The organism is Citrobacter werkmanii (assembly GCF_008693645.1).
Lineage (GTDB): Bacteria > Pseudomonadota > Gammaproteobacteria > Enterobacterales > Enterobacteriaceae > Citrobacter > Citrobacter werkmanii.
Map to the genome: position 1 here is coordinate 1,898,092 of NZ_CP044101.1, position 21,066 is coordinate 1,919,157.

Sequence of the window (21,066 nt, forward strand, 5' to 3'; positions counted from 1 at the left end):
CATTATTTTTCTGAAGGTTTATCCTGCTCTGGTTTGCTGTTGATCATGTCACACAGCATAGAGATAAGCATCAACCGTACTTTAAAGGGAGAATGGCTAAACACGCGTATACACCTCTTAAATTCATTCATATAAACCTCCTGACTTCACGATCCCATCAGTCCTTGAGGGATGTCTTTATTATATACAGATATAGCACAGGCTATATTATATAGCTATTGCTAAAACGTTAATTTTTTGTGCCCACGCAACTCTGGTTTACAATGAGCGCTCTCTAATCAGATGCCGTTAACGCGTCACAGTAACGAGGAAGCAGAATGAGTCGTCGCGCAGGTACGCCAACAACAAAAAAAGTGACGCAATTGGTGAATGTCGAAGAACACGTTGAAGGATTTCGTCAGGTCCGGGAGGCGCATCGCCGCGAGCTGATTGATGACTACGTAGAGCTGATTTCCGATCTCATTATTGAGGTAGGTGAAGCGCGCCAGGTTGACATGGCTGCCCGACTCGGGGTTTCCCAGCCGACGGTTGCCAAAATGTTGAAGCGCCTTGCTTCCGTCGGGTTGATTGAAATGATCCCCTGGCGCGGTGTGTTTTTAACCGCAGAAGGCGAACGTCTGGCCCAGGAGAGCCGGGAGCGTCATCAGATTGTGGAAAATTTCCTGTTGATGTTAGGTATCAGCCCGGAAATTGCCCGCCGTGATGCAGAGGGAATGGAGCACCACGTCAGTAAGGAAACGCTGGAGGCTTTTAGCCGTTTTACGCAACAGCAAGGATCTGGCTCTGAATGAGTTTTCCTTTACTACGCGCCTTGCAGCGCGATCGTTTTTTCCAGCTGTTAATCATCGTCGGGGTTGTACTGAGCGTGTTCACGCCATTTACGCCCCGTTCCTGGCCTGGAGCGATTGACTGGCACACCATTATTACGCTTAGCGGCCTGATGTTACTGACCAAAGGCGTTGAATTAAGCGGTTACTTCGATGTGTTAGGGCGCAAGATGACCCGCCGCTTTCACACTGAACGCCAATTGGCGATATTTATGGTGCTGGCGGCGGCGCTGCTGTCGACGTTTCTGACCAACGATGTGGCATTGTTTATTGTTGTCCCGCTGACCATCACCCTGAAAAAATTGTGCGCCATTCCGGTGAATCGCCTGATTATCTTTGAGGCGCTGGCGGTAAACGCCGGATCGTTGCTGACGCCAATCGGCAATCCGCAAAATATCCTGATGTGGGGGCGCTCCGGGTTGTCATTTACCGCGTTTACGTGGCAAATGGCGCCGCTCGCGGGTGCCATGATGCTGACGCTGGTGGTGCTGTGCTGGTTCAGTTTCCCGAACAAAGCATTGCACTATCATACCGGGACGCGCGCGCCAGACTGGCAACCACGCCTGGTGTGGAGCTGTCTGGCGCTGTATATCATCTTTCTGACGGCGCTGGAGTTAAAACAAGAGCTGTGGGGTCTGGCGATTGTGGCGGCGGGGTTCATGGTTCTGGCGCGTCGCGTCATCCTCAGCGTGGACTGGACGCTGCTGCTGGTATTTATGGCGATGTTTATCGATGTGTATTTGCTGACGCAGCTACCGGCATTGCAGGGGATAACGCACCAGATTGGCACGCTCTCAGCGCCGGGTCTCTGGTTGACGGCCATTGGCCTGTCGCAGTTTATCAGTAATGTTCCCAGTACGATTTTGTTGCTGAACTACGTTCCGCCGACGCTGCTGCTGGCCTGGGCAGTTAATGTGGGTGGGTTTGGTCTGCTGCCGGGATCGCTGGCGAATCTTATCGCTTTACGCATGGCAAACGATCGACGGATCTGGTGGCGTTTTCATTGGTATTCGTTGCCGATGCTGATATGGGCGGCGCTGGTAGGGTATGTTTTGCTGCAGATGATGTAATTGATATGGTGTGCCGGATGGCGGCTGGCGCCTGATCCGGCCTACTGCGTTGGTAGGCCCGATAAGCGTAGCGCCATCGGGCATGTATAGCAGATTAGTTCAGACGAACCGGCATACCAGAACGGTTCTGTACCGCCTGCTCAACGACGGACTGATCGACATCAGACTGACCGGTGACGCTGGTAATGCTCTTGTTCAGCGTAATCGGTACGATTTCCCCGCCTTCAAACTGTGCTTCCGTGGTGGACAGCGGGTTGTGTACCTCGATGTAGCGGCTGCCGTCTGGTTCGGTAGTGGCTTTCACCGGCTCATCGATAAACTGTACGCGAGTGCCGACCGGCACATTTTCAAACAGGAATTTGATGTCGTCGTTACGCAGACGGACACAACCGTGGCTGACACGTAAACCAACGCCGAAGTTAGCATTGGTGCCGTGAATAGCATACAGACGGCCGATATACAGTGCGTACAGCCCCATCGGGTTATCCGGGCCTGCCGGAACCACGGCTGGCAGCGGTTCGCCCGCAGCGCGGTATTCCGCATGCATTTTCGCCGTTGGCGTCCAGGTTGGGCCCGCTTTCTTACGTTCTACTTTGGTGGTCCAGTTGATCGGCGTGTCTTTGCCTAACTGGCCGATACCGATCGGCAGAACGATAACGGTGTTGGTGCCTTTCGGGTAGTAGTACAGACGCATTTCAGCGCTGTTGATAACAATACCTTCATGCACGGTATCCGGCAGGATCAACTGCTGAGGAATGTTCAGTACGGTGCCGCCCTTCGGCAGGAAAGTATCCACGCCAGGGTTCGCTTCCAGCATGTTAGACAGACCCATCTGATATTCTGCCGCAAAATACTCCAGCGGTTGGGTATTGCCTTCAGGAATGGTGATGACCTGGTTTTGGCCAATCAAACGGCTACCATCGGTAGGCAGCGGGTACGTGACGGCTGAGGCAGTGTTGCAAAAACCAACTACCGCAAGTGCCGCCGCGAAAAGCGTTGTCAATTTCATATTCATCTTCATGTATGCGAGATTCAGTGCCAGGCAGGCGAGTGGGTTGAGATTTATGTAGTGTTGGGCACGCATTATATGTGCAATCTGAGCAACAAGGAATTCGGATGTGTACTAAATCACATTTTTTTCCTTTTGCTTTCACTTTCCCCCTTCAGTATGAAGGGGCGATCTTATCGTAGACTTATGGCATAATAAGCGGTTTGTCACATATTTCTTTCTCTTTCAGGATACGCCAGTGTTAGTTTCCAGCAACGTCACCATGCAGTTTGGCAGTAAGCCGCTGTTTGAAAATATTTCCGTCAAATTTGGCGGCGGCAACCGTTACGGCCTGATTGGCGCGAACGGTAGCGGTAAATCCACTTTTATGAAAATTCTCGGCGGTGATCTCGAACCGACGCTGGGTAACGTTTCCCTCGATCCGAATGAGCGCATCGGTAAGCTGCGTCAGGATCAGTTCGCCTTTGAAGAGTTCACCGTGCTTGACACCGTGATCATGGGGCATGCTGAACTGTGGGCAGTGAAGCAGGAGCGCGATCGTATATACGCGCTGGCCGAAATGAGTGAAGAAGACGGCTATAAAGTGGCTGACCTCGAAGTTCAGTACGGTGAAATGGACGGTTATTCTGCTGAAGCGCGTGCGGGCGAACTGCTGCTGGGCGTGGGTATTCCGGTAGAACAACATTACGGCCCGATGAGCGAAGTCGCACCCGGCTGGAAGCTGCGTGTGCTTCTGGCGCAGGCGCTGTTCTCTAACCCGGATATTCTGCTGCTCGACGAACCAACGAACAACCTGGATATCGACACCATCCGCTGGCTGGAGCAGACGCTGAACGAACGTGACAGCACCATGATCATCATTTCGCACGACCGTCACTTCCTGAACATGGTCTGCACGCACATGGCGGATCTGGACTACGGCGAACTGCGTGTTTATCCGGGGAACTACGACGAATACATGACGGCGGCCACCCAGGCGCGTGAACGCCTGCTGGCCGATAATGCCAAGAAGAAAGCGCAGATTGCTGACCTGCAATCTTTCGTCAGCCGCTTTAGCGCCAACGCCTCAAAATCTCGTCAGGCGACTTCCCGCGCCCGTCAGATAGATAAAATTAAACTGGAAGAAGTTAAAGCTTCCAGCCGTCAGAACCCGTTCATTCGCTTCGAACAGGATAAGAAACTGTTCCGTAACGCGCTGGAAGTGGAAGCGCTTACTAAAGGTTTTGATGAAGGCCCGCTGTTTAAAAACTTCAATCTGCTGCTCGAAGTGGGTGAGAAGATTGCCATTCTGGGCGCCAACGGCGTGGGTAAATCCACTATGCTGAAAACGCTGGTCGGTGATTTGCAGCCGGATAACGGTACCGTGAAGTGGTCCGAAAACGCGCAAGTTGGTTACTACGCGCAGGATCATGAATATGAGTTCGAAAACGATCTGACCGTATTCGAGTGGATGAGCCAGTGGAAACAAGAAGGCGATGATGAACAGGTTGTGCGCAGCTTCCTCGGTCGTCTGCTGTTCAGCCAGGACGATATCAAGAAGCCTGCAAAAGTGCTCTCCGGTGGTGAAAAAGGGCGCATGCTGTTCGGTAAGCTGATGATGCAGAAACCGAATATTCTGGTAATGGATGAACCAACTAACCACCTGGATATGGAATCGATTGAGTCGCTGAACATGGCGCTGGAAATGTATCAGGGCACGTTGATTTTCGTTTCTCACGACCGTGAGTTCGTCAGTTCTCTGGCAACCCGTGTGATTGAAATTACGCCGGAGCGCGTGATCGACTTCACCGGTAACTACGAAGATTACTTGCGTAGTAAAGGTATCGACGGCTAATTTCCCGTCGTCTTCCGCGTTACAGGTGTGATGGCTGCACCTGTAACGTGAAATACTTAGGAAATGGCGTCAGTGACACATTAAATAATACCCAGCGCGCGTTTACCGTGGATATTCAAATCCTCCAGCGTGAAGCGTCCTTCCCAGCCAGTTTCATAATCCTCGCGCGGGAAATCCCCCGGCGACGCGCCTTTTTCCAGCGCGGCCTTCACTTTGTGGGCGTAGGCCAGATTCTTTTCGCACATCGGCGCGGCAGGGATATACATCACATTGCCCCAGCCTTGCTGATTTTCCACCGGCGCGACGGAGTGGATCACATCGCAATGCCACCAGACGGAGTCTCCGGCGTCCAGTTGCGGAATACTGGTTAACGCCTCTATCAGCAGCGGATGCCATTGCGTGGAAATCGGCAGAACTCTGCCGGGCGCGACGCCGCAAAGCTCATCTTCCGGCACATCGTCAAGCAATGGACGTAATAGCACATAGGCCATCGCTTCAGGAATCGGGACTACGTGCAACAATCCCTGACCTGGCAACATATCGGACAGTGCCGTCCAGCCCTGGAAGGTACGAAATACTGAACATTTAGTGGTGTTATCTACCGTGTACTCTTCAACTTCTGTGCGATGCGCCGCCTGCCATGGATCGTAATCTTCCAGCTTGCCATTGAAAACATTCGCAAAGACCTGCTGATATGCCGGCAGAAGCCAGCGCTCCAGCGCGCCGGAATCCGTATGCGCGCCCAGCCCTTTGGACGTTGTTCCCGGCGGACGACGACGTATGCGGTCAGGATAGATGACGCTGATGTCCGGGTTAAACCATTGTTTCCCTTCGCTTGTAAACGTCCACAGGCGATTAAGGAATGACTGCGCATTGGCCATTTCTTCGCTCTGACGGGCCTGCATTTGCGCCTGGGACCAGTAGATGGGGTAGATCTCCGGTCGGGATGCGCTGAGGGTGCCAAAGAAGTTATCACCGGGGCCTTTGTAGACCTCATCGAAATGGTTTCGATCCAGGTAATCGAGCATCGACTGATCCCATGCCAGCGCCTGTTCGCGGGGGAAATGTCCCTTGATGACCACGCATCCGCGACGCTTAATCTCTTCACGCTGCTCTGCGTTTACGCGTCCCGCCTTGATATCCGCATAGGACAACGTTGGCCAAACTGGGGAACCTTGCGCTTTGAGGGCGTTGATTTCCGCCACGCGAGTGGCAATGGCATCGCTCAACTGATTGAAAATCAACTGAACATCCCCAAGCTGTGCCCGCAATTGCTGTTTCATCTGACGGATTGCCGCTTTGTGATCGACGGGCAATGTGTCGCTGGTAAACGTAAAAGCCATAACCACCTCGCATTAACTTTCATTCGAAACTAATTTATCTTACACATGCAATATAAGTTAAAAATAGGTTAATGCAAGTTTAAAAACTTGATGGTGTGCACGGAATGCATTAAGCGTGAGAACCGGAGCACGCCCCGGTTAGCAGGATTAGACGTTAGTTAAAAGGAGAGGTGTTATCCAGCACCGCCTGAATCACATTCAGCGCGCCCTGATGGTTATTGTCATCGGTCTGATAGCGGGCAATCGCTTTGATGCTCTCTGCCGCATTGGCCATGGCGAAAGAGTAATGCGCCATTTTCAACATTTCTGCATCGTTGCCGCTATCGCCAATGGCGACGACGTTTTGTGGAGACAGGTTCCAGCGTTTCAGCAGGCGGCTGATACCGTTGGCTTTATGTAAGCCCGGAATAATCAAATCGATAAACCCAAAGCCGCTGGTGACGGGCTTCATTATGCCATCCAGAGCGGTATGCAGGTGATCGATAACCAACGGGATTTGTTGGTCGGGTAAGTTCAGCGAAAACTTAAACAGCACATCATCAATGTCCTGATAATCCTTCACCGGTTTCAGGCGATGGTAGTGTTTCGACATCAATGCCACGAAAGACTCAGGAGCATTCTCACTGACGTAGGCGCTTTGCAGACCACAGGCAACAAAATTGAGCTGCTTGTCTTTGAGGAGTTCGCCAATAACAATGCGTGATTCGTGACGGGTAAGCTCGCCGTGAAACAACTGTTTGCCATGCTCATAAACCAGTGCGCCATTCTCAGCGACAAACGATATTTCGTCTTTAAGCTCCGGGAAAAAGGAGATCAGTTGGAAATACTGGTTGCCGCTGGCCACGACAAATTCAATATCTCGTTTTTTCAGTTCCTGATACTGCGCCATAAAACGTGCACGATCGTATTTCTTGGCGTCGTCGAGAAAAGTTCCGTCCATATCGGTGACGATAACTTTGATGGTCATACTTGCTCCTGGCTCATAACTGCGACCAGAAACATTCTAATAACAATGTGACCTGAAGCACAAATTTAATTTCGAATGAAAGTAAAAGGCCGGGTGGCAGCTTCGCCTTACCCGGCTAAGGGGAGAGCAGTTGTAGGCCGGATAAGCGTCAGCACATCCGGCAATGGGGAGGGTAGCGTGCTGGATGGCGGCGTGAACGCCTTATCCGGCCTACAATATTGCTTACAGCATATGCTCAGTACGCGCGATGATATCGTCCTGCGCATCCGGAGACAGGGCAGTGAAGAAGGCGGAATAGCCTGCGACACGCACCACCAGGTCACGGTATTGATCCGGGTGTTTTTTTGCTTCCAGCAGCGTTTCACGGGACACAATGTTGTACTGAATATGCCAGCCTTTGTGCTCTTCAAAGAAGGTGCGCAGCAGGATCATCAGTTTTTGCTTATCTGATTCATTCTCCAGCGTGGCCGGATTCAGCTTCTGATTTAACAACACACCGCCGAGAATGGAGCCGGTAGGCAGTTTACCCACCGAGCCAATCACCGCCGTCGGGCCGAGATGGTCCGTCCCGGAAGCCGGACTTGCGCCTTCCGCCAGCGGGGTGTGAGCTTTACGGCCATCCGGCGTTGCCATGGTTGCCGCGCCAAACGGCACGTTGGCGGAGATAGAAGAGGTCCCGGCGTAGTAATTGCCGCCAACCGGACCGCGACCATAACGTGGATTATGGTACTGTTTCAGTTCATCAATATAGGTCTGATAAGCGCGGGCTAGCAGCGTATCAACGCTATCGTCATCGTTGCCGTATTTCGGCGCGCCGTTGATCAGTCGTTGGCGTAACTGCTCATGGGTCAGACCGTCAAAATCATCGGCCAGCGCAGCGGCCAGCTGTTGTTGACCAATAGCGCCCTGTTCAAAGACCAGTTTCTTCACTGCTGCCAGGCTGTTACCGAGGTTGGCAATACCCACCTGCAAACCCGATACCCAGTCATACTTCGCGCCGCCTTGCTTAATGCTTTTCGCCCGTTCAATGCAGTCGTCTACCAGCGCGGAACACAGAATATCGTGCACGTTCTCTTCCAGCATGGTGTCGACGACATACTCAATTTCTATGGATTTACGCGTGTAGTAGCGAATCTGTGTATCCCAGGCGTCCATCACTTCATCGAAATTGTTGAAATTACCGGCCGAGAGCGCTTTTTCCTGCGGCAGGAAGACCTTGCCGCTGGTGGCATCGCGTCCGCCTTCCAGCGCCGCCAGCATCACACGGGCAAAGTTAATAAAGCTCATACCGGTACAACGATAGCCCCATTTGCCGCCAACGGCGGTTTCGATGCAACCAATGGCCGCATAGTCGTAGGCATCCTGCGGTTCAATGCCAAGCTTAATAAATTCAGGTATGACGATTTCATCGTTGTTAAAGGCTGGCATCCCGAAGCCGCAGCGAATGACCTGAACACAGGCATCAAGGAAATCGTTACTCATCCCCGCATGATAGCGCACGCTCAGGTTAGGCTGAGTAGAGCGCAGGCGGCCGCAGGATTCGAGAATGGCGTAGGAGAGCGGGTTGACGGCATCCACCGCCTGACCGTTAACCAGATTCTGTCCGCCAATGGTCACGTTCTGATACAGCGGGCTACCTGCCGATGCTTTGGAGTGGGAGCCGGAGCGGATTTTGTTCACTTCCAGCAGCTTCAGCCAGCAGCTGTGCAGCAGCTCAATGGCGTGTTCGCGATCCAGCGATTGATTCAGCTCCACATCACGACGGTAGAAAGGATAGAGATACTGGTCCATGCGACCAAACGACACTGAATGGCCGTTCGACTCAATTTGCAGGATCAACTGGATGAAGTAGCACAACTGCAGCGCCTGCCAGAACGTTTTAGGCGGCTCATGGGCAATCACATCACAGTTTTCCGCCATGGTCAGCAGCTCTTCGCGACGGCTGGCGCGGGTCTCCGTGGACGCCATTTTACGTGCCAGAGCGGCAAAGCGCTCAATATGCAGACTGACGGCCTCCAGCACGATATCAATCGCTTTCAGGAACTGATCGCCATGGAGGTCTTCCAGACAAGTCAGATTGATGCGGGAGCGACGTTCATCAACTTTGTGGCGCAGGCCGTCGAGACCTTTTTCCAGCAGCAGCGGGAAGTTTACCGCCAGGTGTGCGTCGCCGGAAGTCATATTGCCTTCGGCTTTGATAATGCCGGTTTCCAGCAGACCTTTCTGCTCGTCGGTAAACATCCCGTAGCAGCGATCCTGTACGGTCTGGCCGCGCCACCACGGGCACACCTCGTGCAATACGCGTTTGTTCTCTTCACTTACCGAAAAGCCAGCGCCCGGCCTGTCGGCGAGGTCATCGATCTCTTTTTCAATCCAGGAGACGGTGTATTCCGGGAAGATCGGTGCAGCGCGCACTTCGCTCGCCTGGTTGCCGATAATCAGTTCGTCATGCTTGATCCAGATAGTACGTTCCGCCAGATGATGGGCCAGCGCCAGCGCGCGGCGTACTGGGATCGGCTTATCCAGATGTTGTTGATACATCTCGGTATAGTGCTGGGCGCGCTCGGTGCAAACCGGCGGCTTCACGATGTGGATCAGGGCTGTTTTATGCGCTTTGATACGGTCGCTGAGTGTGTCCAGTTTCAGAGTGGTCATGGCGATTATCCTCGTAGGGTCGCGGTTAAACCTTTATGGCGGGCATACTGCTGAGCAAATTCGAGCAGGGCAGGCGCCTCAAGCGGTTTATCCGGTGCGTTGTAGGGTTGACTGAGTAAGTGGTATTTATTGATGCCCAGGGTGTGATAGGGCAAAAAATGGATCTCTCCGACGTGAAGCTCGTCGGCAGCAAAATCGGTAATAGTCTGGATGGCGGCTTCGTCAGCGTTGAAACCCTGAATCAGCGGTACGCGGATAATCATTTTTTTACCCGCAGCGGCCAATTTTTTCAGATTGTCTAATACACGAGAGGCACTGCCATCGGTCCACTGCTTAAACGGCGCGTCGGCGACATGTTTTAAATCAGCCAGGAACAGATCAACGTAAGGTAATGACGGCTCGATATACTTCCACGGCACATGCAGACAGGTTTCGATCGCCGTATGAATGCCCGCATCGTGGCTGGCCTTGAATAATTCTGCCGCCAGTTCTGGCTGCATAAACGGTTCGCCACCGGAGAGGGTGAGCCCGCCACCGCTACGATCGTAAAACGGTTTATCACGCAGTACGGTCGCCATGATGTCGTCCACGCTTTTTACCTCTCCGCAGACGGTCAACGCCTGGGTTGGACAGCAGTCCGTCAGGGCGGCGAAAGCGTCATCGGTCAGTTTTTCGCGATGAATAAGCAGACCGCTCAGCGCTCGCTCAATCACCGCAGGTGCCGCCTGAGCACAGAGATCGCAACCGTCGAGACACAACCGTGCGTCGTAGAGCAGGTCCCGTGTGCGGGCGCGGCTTTCCGGATTCTGACACCAACGGCAGCCCAGGGAGCATCCCTTAAGGAACACCACGGTACGGATACCGGGACCATCATGCGTGGAATAGCGCTGGATATTGAAAATCATAAGCGGCCTCTCTTCTTTCGTATAAAGATTAAATTACTTTCGAATGAAAGCTATATTGACGTGCGTCAACTAACCGTGAGGTTTCGCCGTGCTACCTTTTATTCATGCTAATTATTCGTTTGAGGAAAGGTTATGGAACTCTATTTAGATACGTCTGATGTTGCCGCTGTCAAAGCTCTGGCGCGTGTTTTGCCGTTGGCTGGGGTGACCACTAACCCGAGTATTGTGGCGGCTGGTAAAGAGAGGCTGGAAGTGTTGCTGCCGCAACTGCAGGAAGCGATGGGGGGACAAGGCCGGCTGTTTGCACAGGTGATGGCGACGACCGCCGAAGGCATGGTCAATGATGCGCGTAAACTGCGGGCAATTATCGCGGATATCGTGGTCAAAGTACCGGTGACGGCAGAAGGTCTGGCGGCAATTAAACTATTGAAAGAAGAAGGGATCCCGACGCTGGGTACCGCGGTATACGGTGCTGCTCAAGGGCTGTTAGCGGCGCTGGCGGGAGCGGAATATGTTGCGCCATACGTAAACCGCGTGGATGCGCAGGGGGGAGATGGTATTCAGACGGTGACCGAACTGCAAACCTTACTGAACATGCATGCGCCGCACGCCAAAGTACTGGCAGCCAGCTTCAAAACGCCGCGTCAGGCGCTGGATTGCCTGCTGGCAGGCTGCGAGTCCATCACGCTGCCGCTGGACGTGGCGCAGCAGTTTATGACCTCTCCGGCTGTGGATGCGGCGATTGTGAAGTTTGAGCAGGACTGGCAGGGGGCGTTTGGACGGACGTCGATCTAGTTTTAGGTCGGATTACTCCGGCATATTTGCGTAGGTGATTCCGTTAAAATGAATCTGTTGCAGTTAAGAGCAATAAACTGCGAATCCCCCTCGTAAAACCGGTAAAGCCTGCATGCTACCCGTCATCGCGACGGGTACATTCACGTCATCATGTTTATCAGGTGACGGACCGCCATGAAAAAAACACCTACAGCCACACCGCACGATGCGCTGTTTAAAACATTTTTAAAATACCCTGCCACAGCCCGTGATTTTATTGAAATTCATCTTCCTCCCACGCTACGGGCGCTTTGCGATCTGGCGACGTTAGAACTGCAACCTACCAGTTTTATTGAAGAAAACTTACGCGCATATTATTCAGATGTGCTTTGGTCGATGAAAACCAGTGAAGGGGAGGGTTATATCTATGTCGTGATTGAACATCAAAGTCGTCCTGATGTGCATATGTCGTTTCGCCTGATGCGTTATGCGATAGCGGCAATGCAAAGCCACCTTGACGCCGGGCATACCCGCTTACCGTTAGTCGTGCCGATGTTGTTTTATCATGGCGTCGATACGCCTTATCCCTTCTCTTTATGCTGGCTGGATGAGTTTGATAATCCGCTCCTGGCGCGCCAGCTTTATTTGTCGGCATTTCCATTGGTGGATATTACCGTGATCCCGGATGAAGAAATTATGCAGCACCGGCGTATCGCACTGCTGGAATTGATTCAAAAGCATATTCGCCAGCGCGATTTATTAGGACTGGTGGACAATCTGGCTACGCTGCTGGTTACAGGAAGTGCTAATGACAGCCAGCTAAAAGCGCTGTTTAATTATCTGCTGATCCAGCATGGTCACAAACCGCGCTTTGGGCGATTTATGCGTAAGCTGGCGCAGCAGGTACCCGAACACAAGGAGCGTACAATGAATATTGTTGAAAAAATACGTAGGGCAGGGGAGCGAAAGGGGCTACGGAAAGGCATGGAGCGCGGTCATGAAAAAGGTTTAGCTGAAGGTCGTCGCGAGGAAGCGCAGCGCATTGCCCACTCAATGCTGGCCGATGGTCTCCCACGGGAGCTTATCGTGAGAATCACCGGGCTATCTGAGGAAGATATTAAATCTTTGACGCATTGAATGTATGTTAATACAGCCCCGGAAAATAAATGCCGCCGGGGCTTACCGTTACTGCCCGCACACCTCACATCCCGGGTTACGCATCAGCTTCATTTCGCGAAACTGGCAGGTCATGGCGTCGTACATGACGATTTTTCCAGATGCGGGTTTACCGTAGTTTGCCAATAATTTAATGGCTTCCATGGCCTGTAATGAGCCGATCACGCCGATTAGCGGAGCCATTACGCCAGCTTCCACGCAGGTGAGGGCATTTTCACCGAACAGGCGGCTCAGGCAACGGTAGCAGGGTTCGCCTTCCTGATAGGTAAAGACGGTAATTTGTCCTTCCATGCGAATTGCCGCCCCGGAAACCAGCGGAACCTTTGCGCTAAAGCATCCGGCATTAAGCTGATTGCGGATGCTGACGTTATCCGTACAGTCCAGCACCAAATCGTGTTTGGCGATCAGCGCGTGAATTTCGCTATCATCCAGCAGCGCATTCACTGGCGTAATGGCGATATAAGGATTAATCCGCGCCAGCGCGTCGCGGGCGGATAGCACTTTCGGTTGCCCTACGGTTGCATCGCTGTGCAGCGTCTGACGCTGGAGGTTCGACACGGAAACGGTGTCAAAGTCGAGCAGCGTTAAATGTCCGATGCCTGCGCCTGCCAGGTATTGGGTCGCGGCGCAGCCAAGTCCCCCCAGACCAACGACCAGTACCCGCGCTTCCTTCAGCGCTTCCTGACCTTCAAAATCGAAGCCGCGCAGAATGATTTGCCGGTTATAGCGCATCATCTCCTGGTCGCTGAGTTCCGCCATTACAGACCTCCAAACAGCGCGTTAAACGGCTCGACTTCAACCCACTCTCCGGCTTCAACGTTACCACGATCGCGTTCCAGCACGATAAAACAGTTGCCGAGGCTAAAGGAGCTAAAAATATGTGAGCCCTGGTGTCCGGTGGTGGTGACTTCCAGTTCGCCTTCTGCGGTGCGCTGCAATACGCCACGTTGAAAATCCAGACGGCCTGGCGTCTTCTTCAGACGTGACGCGGTGCGTACGCGTTGACGAGGAGGCAACCCACAGCCCGTGTTGCCGCTAAGCTTCGCCAGCATTGGTTGCACCAGTTGATAAAAGGTGAGGGCTGCTGACACCGGGTTACCCGGCAGGCCGCAAAACCAACTGTTGCTTAGTTTGCCAAAGGCGAACGGTTTGCCCGGTTTGATGGCCAGCTTCCAGAAGGCAATTTCTCCCAGTTCCTCCAGAATGGTTTTGGTGTAATCCGCTTCACCGACAGAAACGCCACCGGAGCTGATAACGACATCGGCCTGGCTGTCGGCTTCAATAAACGCCGCGCGTAGCGCGTTGGGATCGTCGCGAATAATCCCAAGGTTGATCACCTCGCAGCCCAACTGTTGCAGCATCAGGTGAACGGCCAGACGGTTGGTGTCATAAATCTGTCCGTCGCCCAGCGGTTGACCCGGCAGTTGCAGTTCATCACCGGTGGAGAACAACGCCACCCGGACTTTGCGCACAACAGGCACATCAGCAATACCGAGCGAAGCCAGAACCGGGAGCTCGGCGGTTGTCAGGCGGGTCCCGGCGGGGAAGACGACTGCACCGTTTGCAATATCTTCACCGCGCAGACGAATATTTTGTCCGCCGCGGACTTCGGCGGTAAAACGTACACCGTCATCGGTTTGTTCCGTTTGTTCCTGCATGACCACCGCTTCACAACCGGCAGGCACCGGGGCACCGGTCATGATGCGGATACAGGTCCCCGCGGGCCATTCGCCGTGAAAAGGCTGTCCGGCAAAGGCTTTGCCTGCTACCGCAAGCGGCAGACCCGAGCGTAAATCGTCTAATCGCACCGCATAGCCATCCATTGCCGAATTATCGAATCCTGGTACATCAATGGGGGAAACGACGTCGGCGGCCAGAATGCGGCCAAAGCATTGAACCAGCGGCAGCGTTTCGACGGCGGTGAGCGGGGTAATACGCGACAGCATCTGAGAGAGAGCCGTTTCAAGCGGCATCAGTCCGGCGGTAAATTCCATGAGAAGACTCCTGCGGGCAAAATCGAATCCGGCCATTATGTCAGAAAATGGCCGCGGACAGTATGCTACCTCAGGCTTAGAATCAGATCTGATCAAGGTTTCATGCCAGAGGATAGCGCCACAGGAAAAATGCAGTATAGACTCAATATTTCCGCTCTTTTCCCCAGGGGGCTAAATGGCTACTCCTATTCCGGACGCAATTCGACGACAGGTGAATGCCGCCAGTGCGCTCATCCGCCAGCTTTTCGAAGAGAATCTCGTGGCTATTCATCTGTATGGTTCTGCTGTCGACAGCGGTTTAAAACCTCTCAGCGACATTGATTTGTTGGTCACCATACGGGAACCAATGGATGCCCGGTTAAGAGAAACCGTGATGCGGGAATTGCTGACCATTTCAGCGCCGCCCGGGACTTCAGAGCGTTATCGCGCGCTGGAAGTCACCGTTGTTGTGTACTCGCTGATCGTACCGTGGCAATTCCCACCCGTAAGAGAAATGCAGTTTGGCGAGTGGTTGCGTGAGGAGATCGGCGCCGGCGTGTTTGAACCGGCGCTGGCGGATGCTGATCTTGCCATTTTGCTGACCCAGGCCCGGCGCGCCAGCGTACCGTTGTTCGGTGACCCCGCTGATATATTTTTCAACGCCATTCCTGCCAATGATGTCTTGAAAACGTTTCGACATACTCTTGAACAGTGGCAAGAACCCGCAGATTTAGAGGGTGATGAGCGCAATATTATTCTGGCTCTGGCGCGTATCTGGTACAGCGTCGTGACCGGCGATATTGTCGCTAAGGATGAGGCCGCGTCGTGGCTCATGCCTAAATTGCCCGTTGAGCATGCTGACACGCTGCAAGCTGCATGTGCGGAATATCTGGGGGGGGCCAAAACGAACTGGGTTGAATCCATGCCGTCAGTACAACGGTTTGTATGGTATGCAAAAAAACAGATTACCGATCTGCTTGAATAGGTTATTCAACGTCGTCGGGGATTCATTCCTGTTAACTCCATCTGAATGACCTGACAGCATCGATTATGAGAGGCAGGCCTTTACCTTTACATGACGTCTGCATCTTTCTATATTCAAAAATCGAATCAATAAGTCACCGAAATTCTGATATTTATAACCCCGGAACCGGTCACCTTAATGGACGAAAAAATGGGTAAAGCAGTTATTGCAATTCACGGCGGCGCCGGGGCTATTACCCGTGCACAGCTGAGCCAGGAGCAGGAGTTGCGTTATATACAGGCGCTGTCAGATGTTGTCGAAACCGGTCAGCGGATGCTCGAAGAGGGGCGTAGCGCACTGGATGTGGTGACCGAGGCCGTACGTCTGCTGGAAGAGTGCCCGCTGTTTAATGCCGGAATTGGCGCAGTATATACCCGTGATGAAACCCATGAGCTGGACGCCTGCGTGATGGACGGTAATACCCTGAAAGCGGGAGCCGTCGCGGGAGTAAGTCATCTGCGAAATCCAGTTCTCGCGGCACGCCTGGTGATGGAACACAGCCCACACGTCATGATGATAGGTGAGGGGGCAGAGAATTTTGCCATTGCGCAGGGTATGGAGCGCGTTTCGGCGGATATTTTCTCGACGCCAGAACGCTACGCTCAACTGCTGGCGGCGCGAACGGCGGGTGAAATGGTGCTGGATCATAACGCTACCCCACTGGATGAGAACAACAAAATGGGTACCGTGGGGGCGGTTGCGCTGGATATGTCTGGTAATCTGGCGGCGGCGACATCGACTGGCGGGATGACCAACAAATTGCCGGGCCGGGTGGGTGACAGTCCACTGGTTGGCGCAGGCTGTTATGCCAATAACGCAAACGTGGCGGTTTCCTGCACCGGAACCGGAGAAGTCTTTATTCGTGCGCTGGCGGCTTATGACATTGCGGCATTGATGGATTATGGCGGCCTGAGTTTATCTGAGGCGTGCGAGCGTGTGGTGATGGAAAAATTACCGGCGTTGGGCGGCAGTGGCGGCTTAATTGCTATCGATCATGAGGGCAATGTCGCCTTACCGTTTAACAGTGAAGGCATGTACCGTGCCTGGGGATACGCGGGCGATACGCCAACCACCGGTATTTATCGGGAAAAAGGAGATACCGTTGCCACACAGTGATGAGCTTGACGTCAGTGACGTGCTGGCGGTGAGTAACCTGAACATTGCCTTTGAACAGGAACAGCAGCGCGTAAGTGCGGTGCGTAATCTGTCATTTCGCCTGAAGCGTGGCGAAACGCTGGCGATAGTTGGTGAGTCCGGTTCAGGAAAGTCGGTCACGGCTTTGTCGCTGATGCGTCTGATAGAACAGGCTGGCGGTGAGGTGAGCTGTGATGAAATGCTCCTCCGACGCCGCAACCGCCAGGTTATTGAGCTGGGTGAACAGAGCGCATCACAGATGCGCCACGTGCGCGGCGCGGATATCGCGATGATCTTTCAGGAGCCGATGACATCGCTAAATCCGGTGTTTACCGTGGGTGAGCAGATTGCCGAGTCTATCCGTTTACACCAGGGGGCCAGTCATGAAGAGGCGATGCTGGAAGCTAAACGGATGCTCGATCAGGTCCGTATCCCTGAGGCGAAGGCGATTTTATCGCGTTATCCGCACCAGCTTTCCGGCGGCATGCGCCAGCGCGTGATGATCGCCATGGCGCTGTCGTGCCGCCCTGCGGTACTGATTGCCGATGAGCCGACCACCGCGCTGGATGTCACTATTCAGGCGCAGATCCTGCAACTCATAAAAGTGTTGCAGCAGGATATGTCGATGGGGGTGATCTTTATTACCCACGATATGGGTGTGGTGGCGGATATTGCCGACCGTGTGCTGGTAATGTATCAGGGTGAGGCGGTTGAAACCGGCAGCGTTGAGCAGATCTTTCATGCTCCCCAGCATCCCTATACTAAAGCGCTGCTGGCAGCCGTACCGCAGCTTGGCGCCATGAGCGGACAAGAGTATCCGCGCCGTTTCCCACTTATTTCTTTACACGATCCCAGTCATGTTGAACCGCAAACCGAGCAGGACACCGTGGTTGAAGGCGAGCCTATCCTACGGGTACGCAATCTGGTGACGCGTTTTCCTCTGCGCAGCGGCATTCTTAACCGGGTAACCCGTGAGGTGCATGCGGTGGAAAACGTCAGCTTTGACCTGTGGCCGGGAGAAACACTCTCGCTGGTGGGCGAGTCGGGCTGCGGCAAGTCCACCACAGGGCGGGCGTTGCTGCGCCTGGTTGAGTCTCAGCGTGGAGAGATCATCTTCAACGGACAGCGGATTGATACCCTCGCCGCCAGCAAACTGCAGCCGCTGCGCCGGGACATTCAGTTCATCTTCCAGGACCCTTATGCATCGCTCGATCCTCGCCAGACGGTGGGATATTCCATTTTAGAGCCGTTACGGGTGCATGGATTACTGCAAGGCGATGCGGCGGCAAAACGGGTTGCCTGGCTGCTGGAGCGCGTAGGATTGCTCCCTGAGCATGCCTGGCGCTATCCGCACGAGTTTTCCGGCGGTCAGCGTCAGCGTATCTGCATTGCCCGGGCGCTGGCGCTCAATCCCAAGGTAATTATTGCCGATGAGTCGGTCTCGGCGCTGGATGTCTCGATTCGTGGGCAAATTATCAACTTGTTGCTCGACCTGCAGCGCGAAATGGGGATCGCATACCTGTTTATTTCCCACGATATGGCGGTAGTGGAGCGGATCAGTCACCGTGTGGCGGTGATGTATCTGGGGCAGATCGTCGAGATCGGCACCCGGCGGGCGGTATTTGAAAATCCACAGCATCCGTATACGCGCAAACTGATGGCGGCAGTACCGGTTGCCGATCCATCACATCATCGGCCCCAGCGCGTGCTGTTATCGGATGATATCCCCAGCAATATCCGCAAGCGCGGCGAAGAGATTTCCCCCGTGTCACTACAATTAGTTGGCCCGGGGCATTATGTCGCGCGTCCACAACCAGAAAATGCGCTTTCGCGTTTATAACAGGCAGACAGGGTTTAAGGAGAATAACATGACAAAAATTGTTGCTCGAAAATGGCTGGTTGCTGTGGGAGTGGCCTCGGCGCTGGCCGCCGCACCGGGCTGGGCCGCCAAAGACGTGGTGGTGGCAGTGGGATCTAATTTCACCACGCTCGACCCCTATGACGCGAACGACACGTTGTCGCAGGCGGTAGCAAAGTCGTTTTATCAAGGACTGTTTGGCCTTGATAAAGAGATGAAGCTGAAAAATGTGCTGGCGGAGAGTTATACGGTTTCTGATGATGGCCTGACTTACACCCTTAAGCTGCGTCAGGGCGTGAAGTTTCAGGATGGCACTGACTTCAACGCCGATGCGGTCAAAGCTAACCTCGATCGGGCCAGTAATCCGGAAAACCATCTGAAACGCTACAACCTGTATAAAAATATTGATAAAACCGAGGTTGTCGACCCGTCGACGGTGAAGATTACGCTGAAGCAACCGTTCTCGGCATTCATCAATATTCTGGCGCACCCGGCAACGGCGATGATTTCGCCTGCCGCGCTGGAGAAATACGGTAAGGAGATCGGCTTTCATCCTGTCGGCACCGGACCGTATCAGCTTGAAACCTGGAATCAGACGGATTTTGTCAAGGTTAAGAAGTTCGCGGGCTACTGGCAGCAAGGGTTGCCAAAGCTGGACACGATTACCTGGCGTCCGGTGACCGACAACAACACGCGAGCGGCCATGCTGCAGACCGGGGAAGCGCAGTTTGCCTTCCCGATCCCTTACGAGCAGGCGGCGTTACTGGCGAAGAACAAAAACCTGGAACTGGTGGCCAGCCCGTCTATCATGCAGCGTTATATCAGCATGAACGTCACGCAAAAACCGTTCGATAACCCGAAGGCGCGTGAGGCGCTGAATTATGCCATCAACCGTCAGGCGCTGGTGAAAGTCGCTTTTGCCGGGTACGCGACGCCTGCCACCGGTGTTCTCCCGCCATCGATTGCCTATGCGCAAAGCTATACGCCGTGGCCTTACGATCCGGCGAAAGCGCGCGAGTTGCTGAAAGAAGCGGGTTACCCTAATGGTTTTACCACCACGCTATGGTCTTCGCATAACCACAGTACCGCGCAGAAAGTACTGCAATTTACCCAGCAGCAGTTGGCACAGGTGGGCATTAAGGCGCAGGTAACGGCGATGGACGCTGGTCAGCGAGCGGCGGAAGTTGAAGGTAAAGCGCAGAAAGAGAGCGGAGTGCGGATGTTCTACACCGGCTGGTCTGCTTCTACAGGTGAAGCGGACTGGGCGCTGTCGCCGCTATTTGCATCACAAAACTGGCCGCCGACGCTGTTTAATACGGCGTTCTACAGCAATAAGCAGGTGGACAGTGATTTAGCCGCGGCTCTGCAAACCAACGATCCGGCGCAGAAAGCGAAGCTCTACAAAGATGCGCAGGATATCATCTGGAAAGAGTCGCCGTGGATCCCGCTGGTAGTGGAAAAACTGATTTCGGCGCACAGCACCAGGTTGACGGGATTCTGGATCATGCCGGATACCGGATTTAGCTTTGATGATGCGGATTTAAAATAAGCGATGCATTCGGCCCCGTAATGTAGGGGCCGGCGAAGGGAGCGTGATGCTTAACTATGTTTTCAAGCGCCTGCTGGGGTTGATCCCAACGCTGTTGATTGTGGCGGTGCTGGTGTTTTTATTTGTTCACCTGCTACCCGGCGATCCGGCCCGGCTGATTGCCGGACCGGAAGCTGACGCTGAGGTGATTGAACTGGTGCGTAAGCAACTGGGCTTGGACCAACCGCTGCATATTCAGTTCTGGCATTACATGACCAACGTGTTGCAAGGCGATTTTGGAACCTCGATGGTTTCTCGCCGCCCGGTTGCGGAAGAGATTGCCAGCCGTTTTATGCCATCGCTATGGCTGACAATTGCCAGTATGGCGTGGGCAGTGTTATTTGGCATGACGGCGGGGATTATCGCCGCCGTGTGGCGTAATCGCTGGCCGGACAGGTTAAGTATGACGCTGGCGGTCACCGGGATCTCTTTTCCGGCTTTTGCGCTCGGCATGCTGCTTATGCAGATATTTTCCGTTGAACTCGGCTGGTTGCCCACCGTGGGCGCTGACACCTGGCTGCACTATATCCTCCCGTCTATTACGCTGGGGGCGGCGGTGGCTGCGGTGCTGGCCCGCTTTACCCGTGCTTCGTTTGTCGATGTGCTCAGTGAAGATTATATGCGCACCGCGCGAGCTAAAGGGGTGAGTGAAACCTGGGTGGTGTTGAAACATGGTCTGCGTAACGCGATGATCCCGGTGGTTACCATGATGGGGCTACAGTTTGGTTTTTTACTCGGCGGCTCAATCGTGGTTGAGAAGGTGTTTAACTGGCCAGGGCTTGGACGACTGTTAGTGGACTCAGTCGAAATGCGCGACTACCCGGTGATACAGGCCGAGGTGCTGTTATTCTCTCTGGAGTTTATTCTTATTAATTTAGTGGTGGATGTACTCTACGCCGCCATTAATCCGGCTATCAGGTATAAGTAAG

General features: G+C 53.7%; 18 protein-coding genes. 10 read left to right on the plus strand and 8 right to left on the minus strand.

Translation table 11 applies throughout. The features are described from left to right. Nucleotides 1–2 precede the first annotated feature (2 nt). Nucleotides 3–131, minus strand: a complete 129-nt coding sequence (mntS, locus tag FOB24_RS09615; protein WP_003831584.1) for a manganase accumulation protein MntS — start codon at nucleotides 129–131, stop codon at nucleotides 3–5. Nucleotides 132–317: 186 nt separating this feature from the next. Between mntS and mntR the strand changes: the two genes are divergently transcribed. Both mntR and FOB24_RS09625 read left to right on the plus strand, forming a co-directional pair. Beyond that, entirely contained in the window at nucleotides 318–791 is a 474-nt protein-coding gene (mntR, locus tag FOB24_RS09620; protein ID WP_038639127.1) for a manganese-binding transcriptional regulator MntR, read from the plus strand. Continuing rightward, the gene (locus FOB24_RS09625; protein ID WP_085047460.1) at nucleotides 788–1,897 is read left to right on the plus strand and encodes an anion transporter; all 1,110 of its coding nucleotides are present in this window, start codon (nucleotides 788–790) and stop codon (nucleotides 1,895–1,897) included. The genes mntR and FOB24_RS09625 overlap by 4 nt, the downstream gene beginning before the upstream one ends. 94 nt (nucleotides 1,898–1,991) lie before the next feature. Here FOB24_RS09625 and ldtB read toward each other — a convergent pair whose 3' ends face one another. Further along, a complete protein-coding gene (gene ldtB / locus FOB24_RS09630) occupies nucleotides 1,992–2,912 on the minus strand; it encodes a L,D-transpeptidase (RefSeq protein WP_038643088.1) in 921 nt (306 codons plus the stop codon). A gap of 232 nt (nucleotides 2,913–3,144) precedes the next feature. On the opposite strand from ldtB, the gene FOB24_RS09635 reads away from it, so the two are divergent. Further along, the gene (locus FOB24_RS09635; RefSeq protein ID WP_038639134.1) at nucleotides 3,145–4,740 is read left to right on the plus strand and encodes an ABC-F family ATPase; all 1,596 of its coding nucleotides are present in this window, start codon (nucleotides 3,145–3,147) and stop codon (nucleotides 4,738–4,740) included. 80 nt (nucleotides 4,741–4,820) lie between these two features. Here FOB24_RS09635 and FOB24_RS09640 read toward each other — a convergent pair whose 3' ends face one another. The 4 genes from FOB24_RS09640 to FOB24_RS09655 all read right to left on the minus strand — a co-directional run bounded on the left by FOB24_RS09640 (nucleotide 4,821) and on the right by FOB24_RS09655 (nucleotide 10,610). Further along, complete coding sequence (locus FOB24_RS09640) at nucleotides 4,821–6,083, minus strand: DUF1479 domain-containing protein (protein ID WP_150344826.1); 1,263 nt, start codon at nucleotides 6,081–6,083, stop codon at nucleotides 4,821–4,823. A gap of 154 nt (nucleotides 6,084–6,237) precedes the next feature. After that, nucleotides 6,238–7,050, minus strand: coding sequence for a Cof-type HAD-IIB family hydrolase (locus tag FOB24_RS09645; RefSeq protein WP_038639148.1), 813 nt, complete (start codon nucleotides 7,048–7,050; stop codon nucleotides 6,238–6,240). Nucleotides 7,051–7,272: 222 nt separating this feature from the next. Beyond that, nucleotides 7,273–9,705: a glycyl radical protein gene (locus FOB24_RS09650; RefSeq protein WP_150344827.1), complete on the minus strand. Its 2,433-nt coding sequence runs from the start codon at nucleotides 9,703–9,705 to the stop codon at nucleotides 7,273–7,275. A gap of 5 nt (nucleotides 9,706–9,710) precedes the next feature. Then, entirely contained in the window at nucleotides 9,711–10,610 is a 900-nt protein-coding gene (locus FOB24_RS09655; RefSeq protein WP_150344828.1) for a glycyl-radical enzyme activating protein, read from the minus strand. A gap of 132 nt (nucleotides 10,611–10,742) precedes the next feature. Between FOB24_RS09655 and fsa the strand changes: the two genes are divergently transcribed. Further along, complete coding sequence (gene fsa, locus FOB24_RS09660; protein WP_087857587.1) at nucleotides 10,743–11,405, plus strand: fructose-6-phosphate aldolase; 663 nt, start codon at nucleotides 10,743–10,745, stop codon at nucleotides 11,403–11,405. A gap of 174 nt (nucleotides 11,406–11,579) precedes the next feature. Further along, nucleotides 11,580–12,521 carry an Rpn family recombination-promoting nuclease/putative transposase gene (locus FOB24_RS09665; RefSeq protein ID WP_150344829.1) on the plus strand — a complete coding sequence of 314 codons (942 nt, stop codon included), beginning with the start codon at nucleotides 11,580–11,582 and terminating at the stop codon, nucleotides 12,519–12,521. A 48-nt stretch (nucleotides 12,522–12,569) separates the two neighbouring features. Here the strand turns inward: FOB24_RS09665 and moeB are convergent, their stop codons facing one another. Together moeB and moeA are read right to left on the minus strand one after the other, a co-directional pair. Continuing rightward, entirely contained in the window at nucleotides 12,570–13,319 is a 750-nt protein-coding gene (moeB, locus tag FOB24_RS09670; RefSeq protein ID WP_150344830.1) for a molybdopterin-synthase adenylyltransferase MoeB, read from the minus strand. Next, on the minus strand, nucleotides 13,319–14,554 hold the full coding sequence (gene moeA / locus FOB24_RS09675; protein ID WP_137347390.1) for a molybdopterin molybdotransferase MoeA: 1,236 nt from the start codon (nucleotides 14,552–14,554) through the stop codon (nucleotides 13,319–13,321). Before moeA ends, moeB begins: the two co-directional genes overlap by 1 nt. A gap of 175 nt (nucleotides 14,555–14,729) precedes the next feature. Here moeA and FOB24_RS09680 point away from each other — a divergent pair, with 175 nt between their 5' ends. The 5 genes from FOB24_RS09680 to gsiC all read left to right on the plus strand — a co-directional run bounded on the left by FOB24_RS09680 (nucleotide 14,730) and on the right by gsiC (nucleotide 21,065). Beyond that, nucleotides 14,730–15,518 (plus strand): aminoglycoside adenylyltransferase family protein, encoded by a 789-nt coding sequence (locus FOB24_RS09680; RefSeq protein WP_121528812.1) that lies wholly within the window; start codon nucleotides 14,730–14,732, stop codon nucleotides 15,516–15,518. 189 nt (nucleotides 15,519–15,707) lie between these two features. Continuing rightward, entirely contained in the window at nucleotides 15,708–16,673 is a 966-nt protein-coding gene (gene iaaA / locus FOB24_RS09685; RefSeq protein ID WP_069323360.1) for a beta-aspartyl-peptidase, read from the plus strand. Next, entirely contained in the window at nucleotides 16,660–18,531 is a 1,872-nt protein-coding gene (gene gsiA, locus FOB24_RS09690; RefSeq protein ID WP_069323224.1) for a glutathione ABC transporter ATP-binding protein GsiA, read from the plus strand. The genes iaaA and gsiA overlap by 14 nt, the downstream gene beginning before the upstream one ends. Before the next feature lie 28 nt (nucleotides 18,532–18,559). Further along, complete coding sequence (gsiB, locus tag FOB24_RS09695; RefSeq protein ID WP_150344831.1) at nucleotides 18,560–20,098, plus strand: glutathione ABC transporter substrate-binding protein GsiB; 1,539 nt, start codon at nucleotides 18,560–18,562, stop codon at nucleotides 20,096–20,098. Nucleotides 20,099–20,144: 46 nt separating this feature from the next. Beyond that, entirely contained in the window at nucleotides 20,145–21,065 is a 921-nt protein-coding gene (gene gsiC / locus FOB24_RS09700) for a glutathione ABC transporter permease GsiC (protein WP_069323225.1), read from the plus strand. Nucleotide 21,066: the final 1 nt, after the last annotated feature.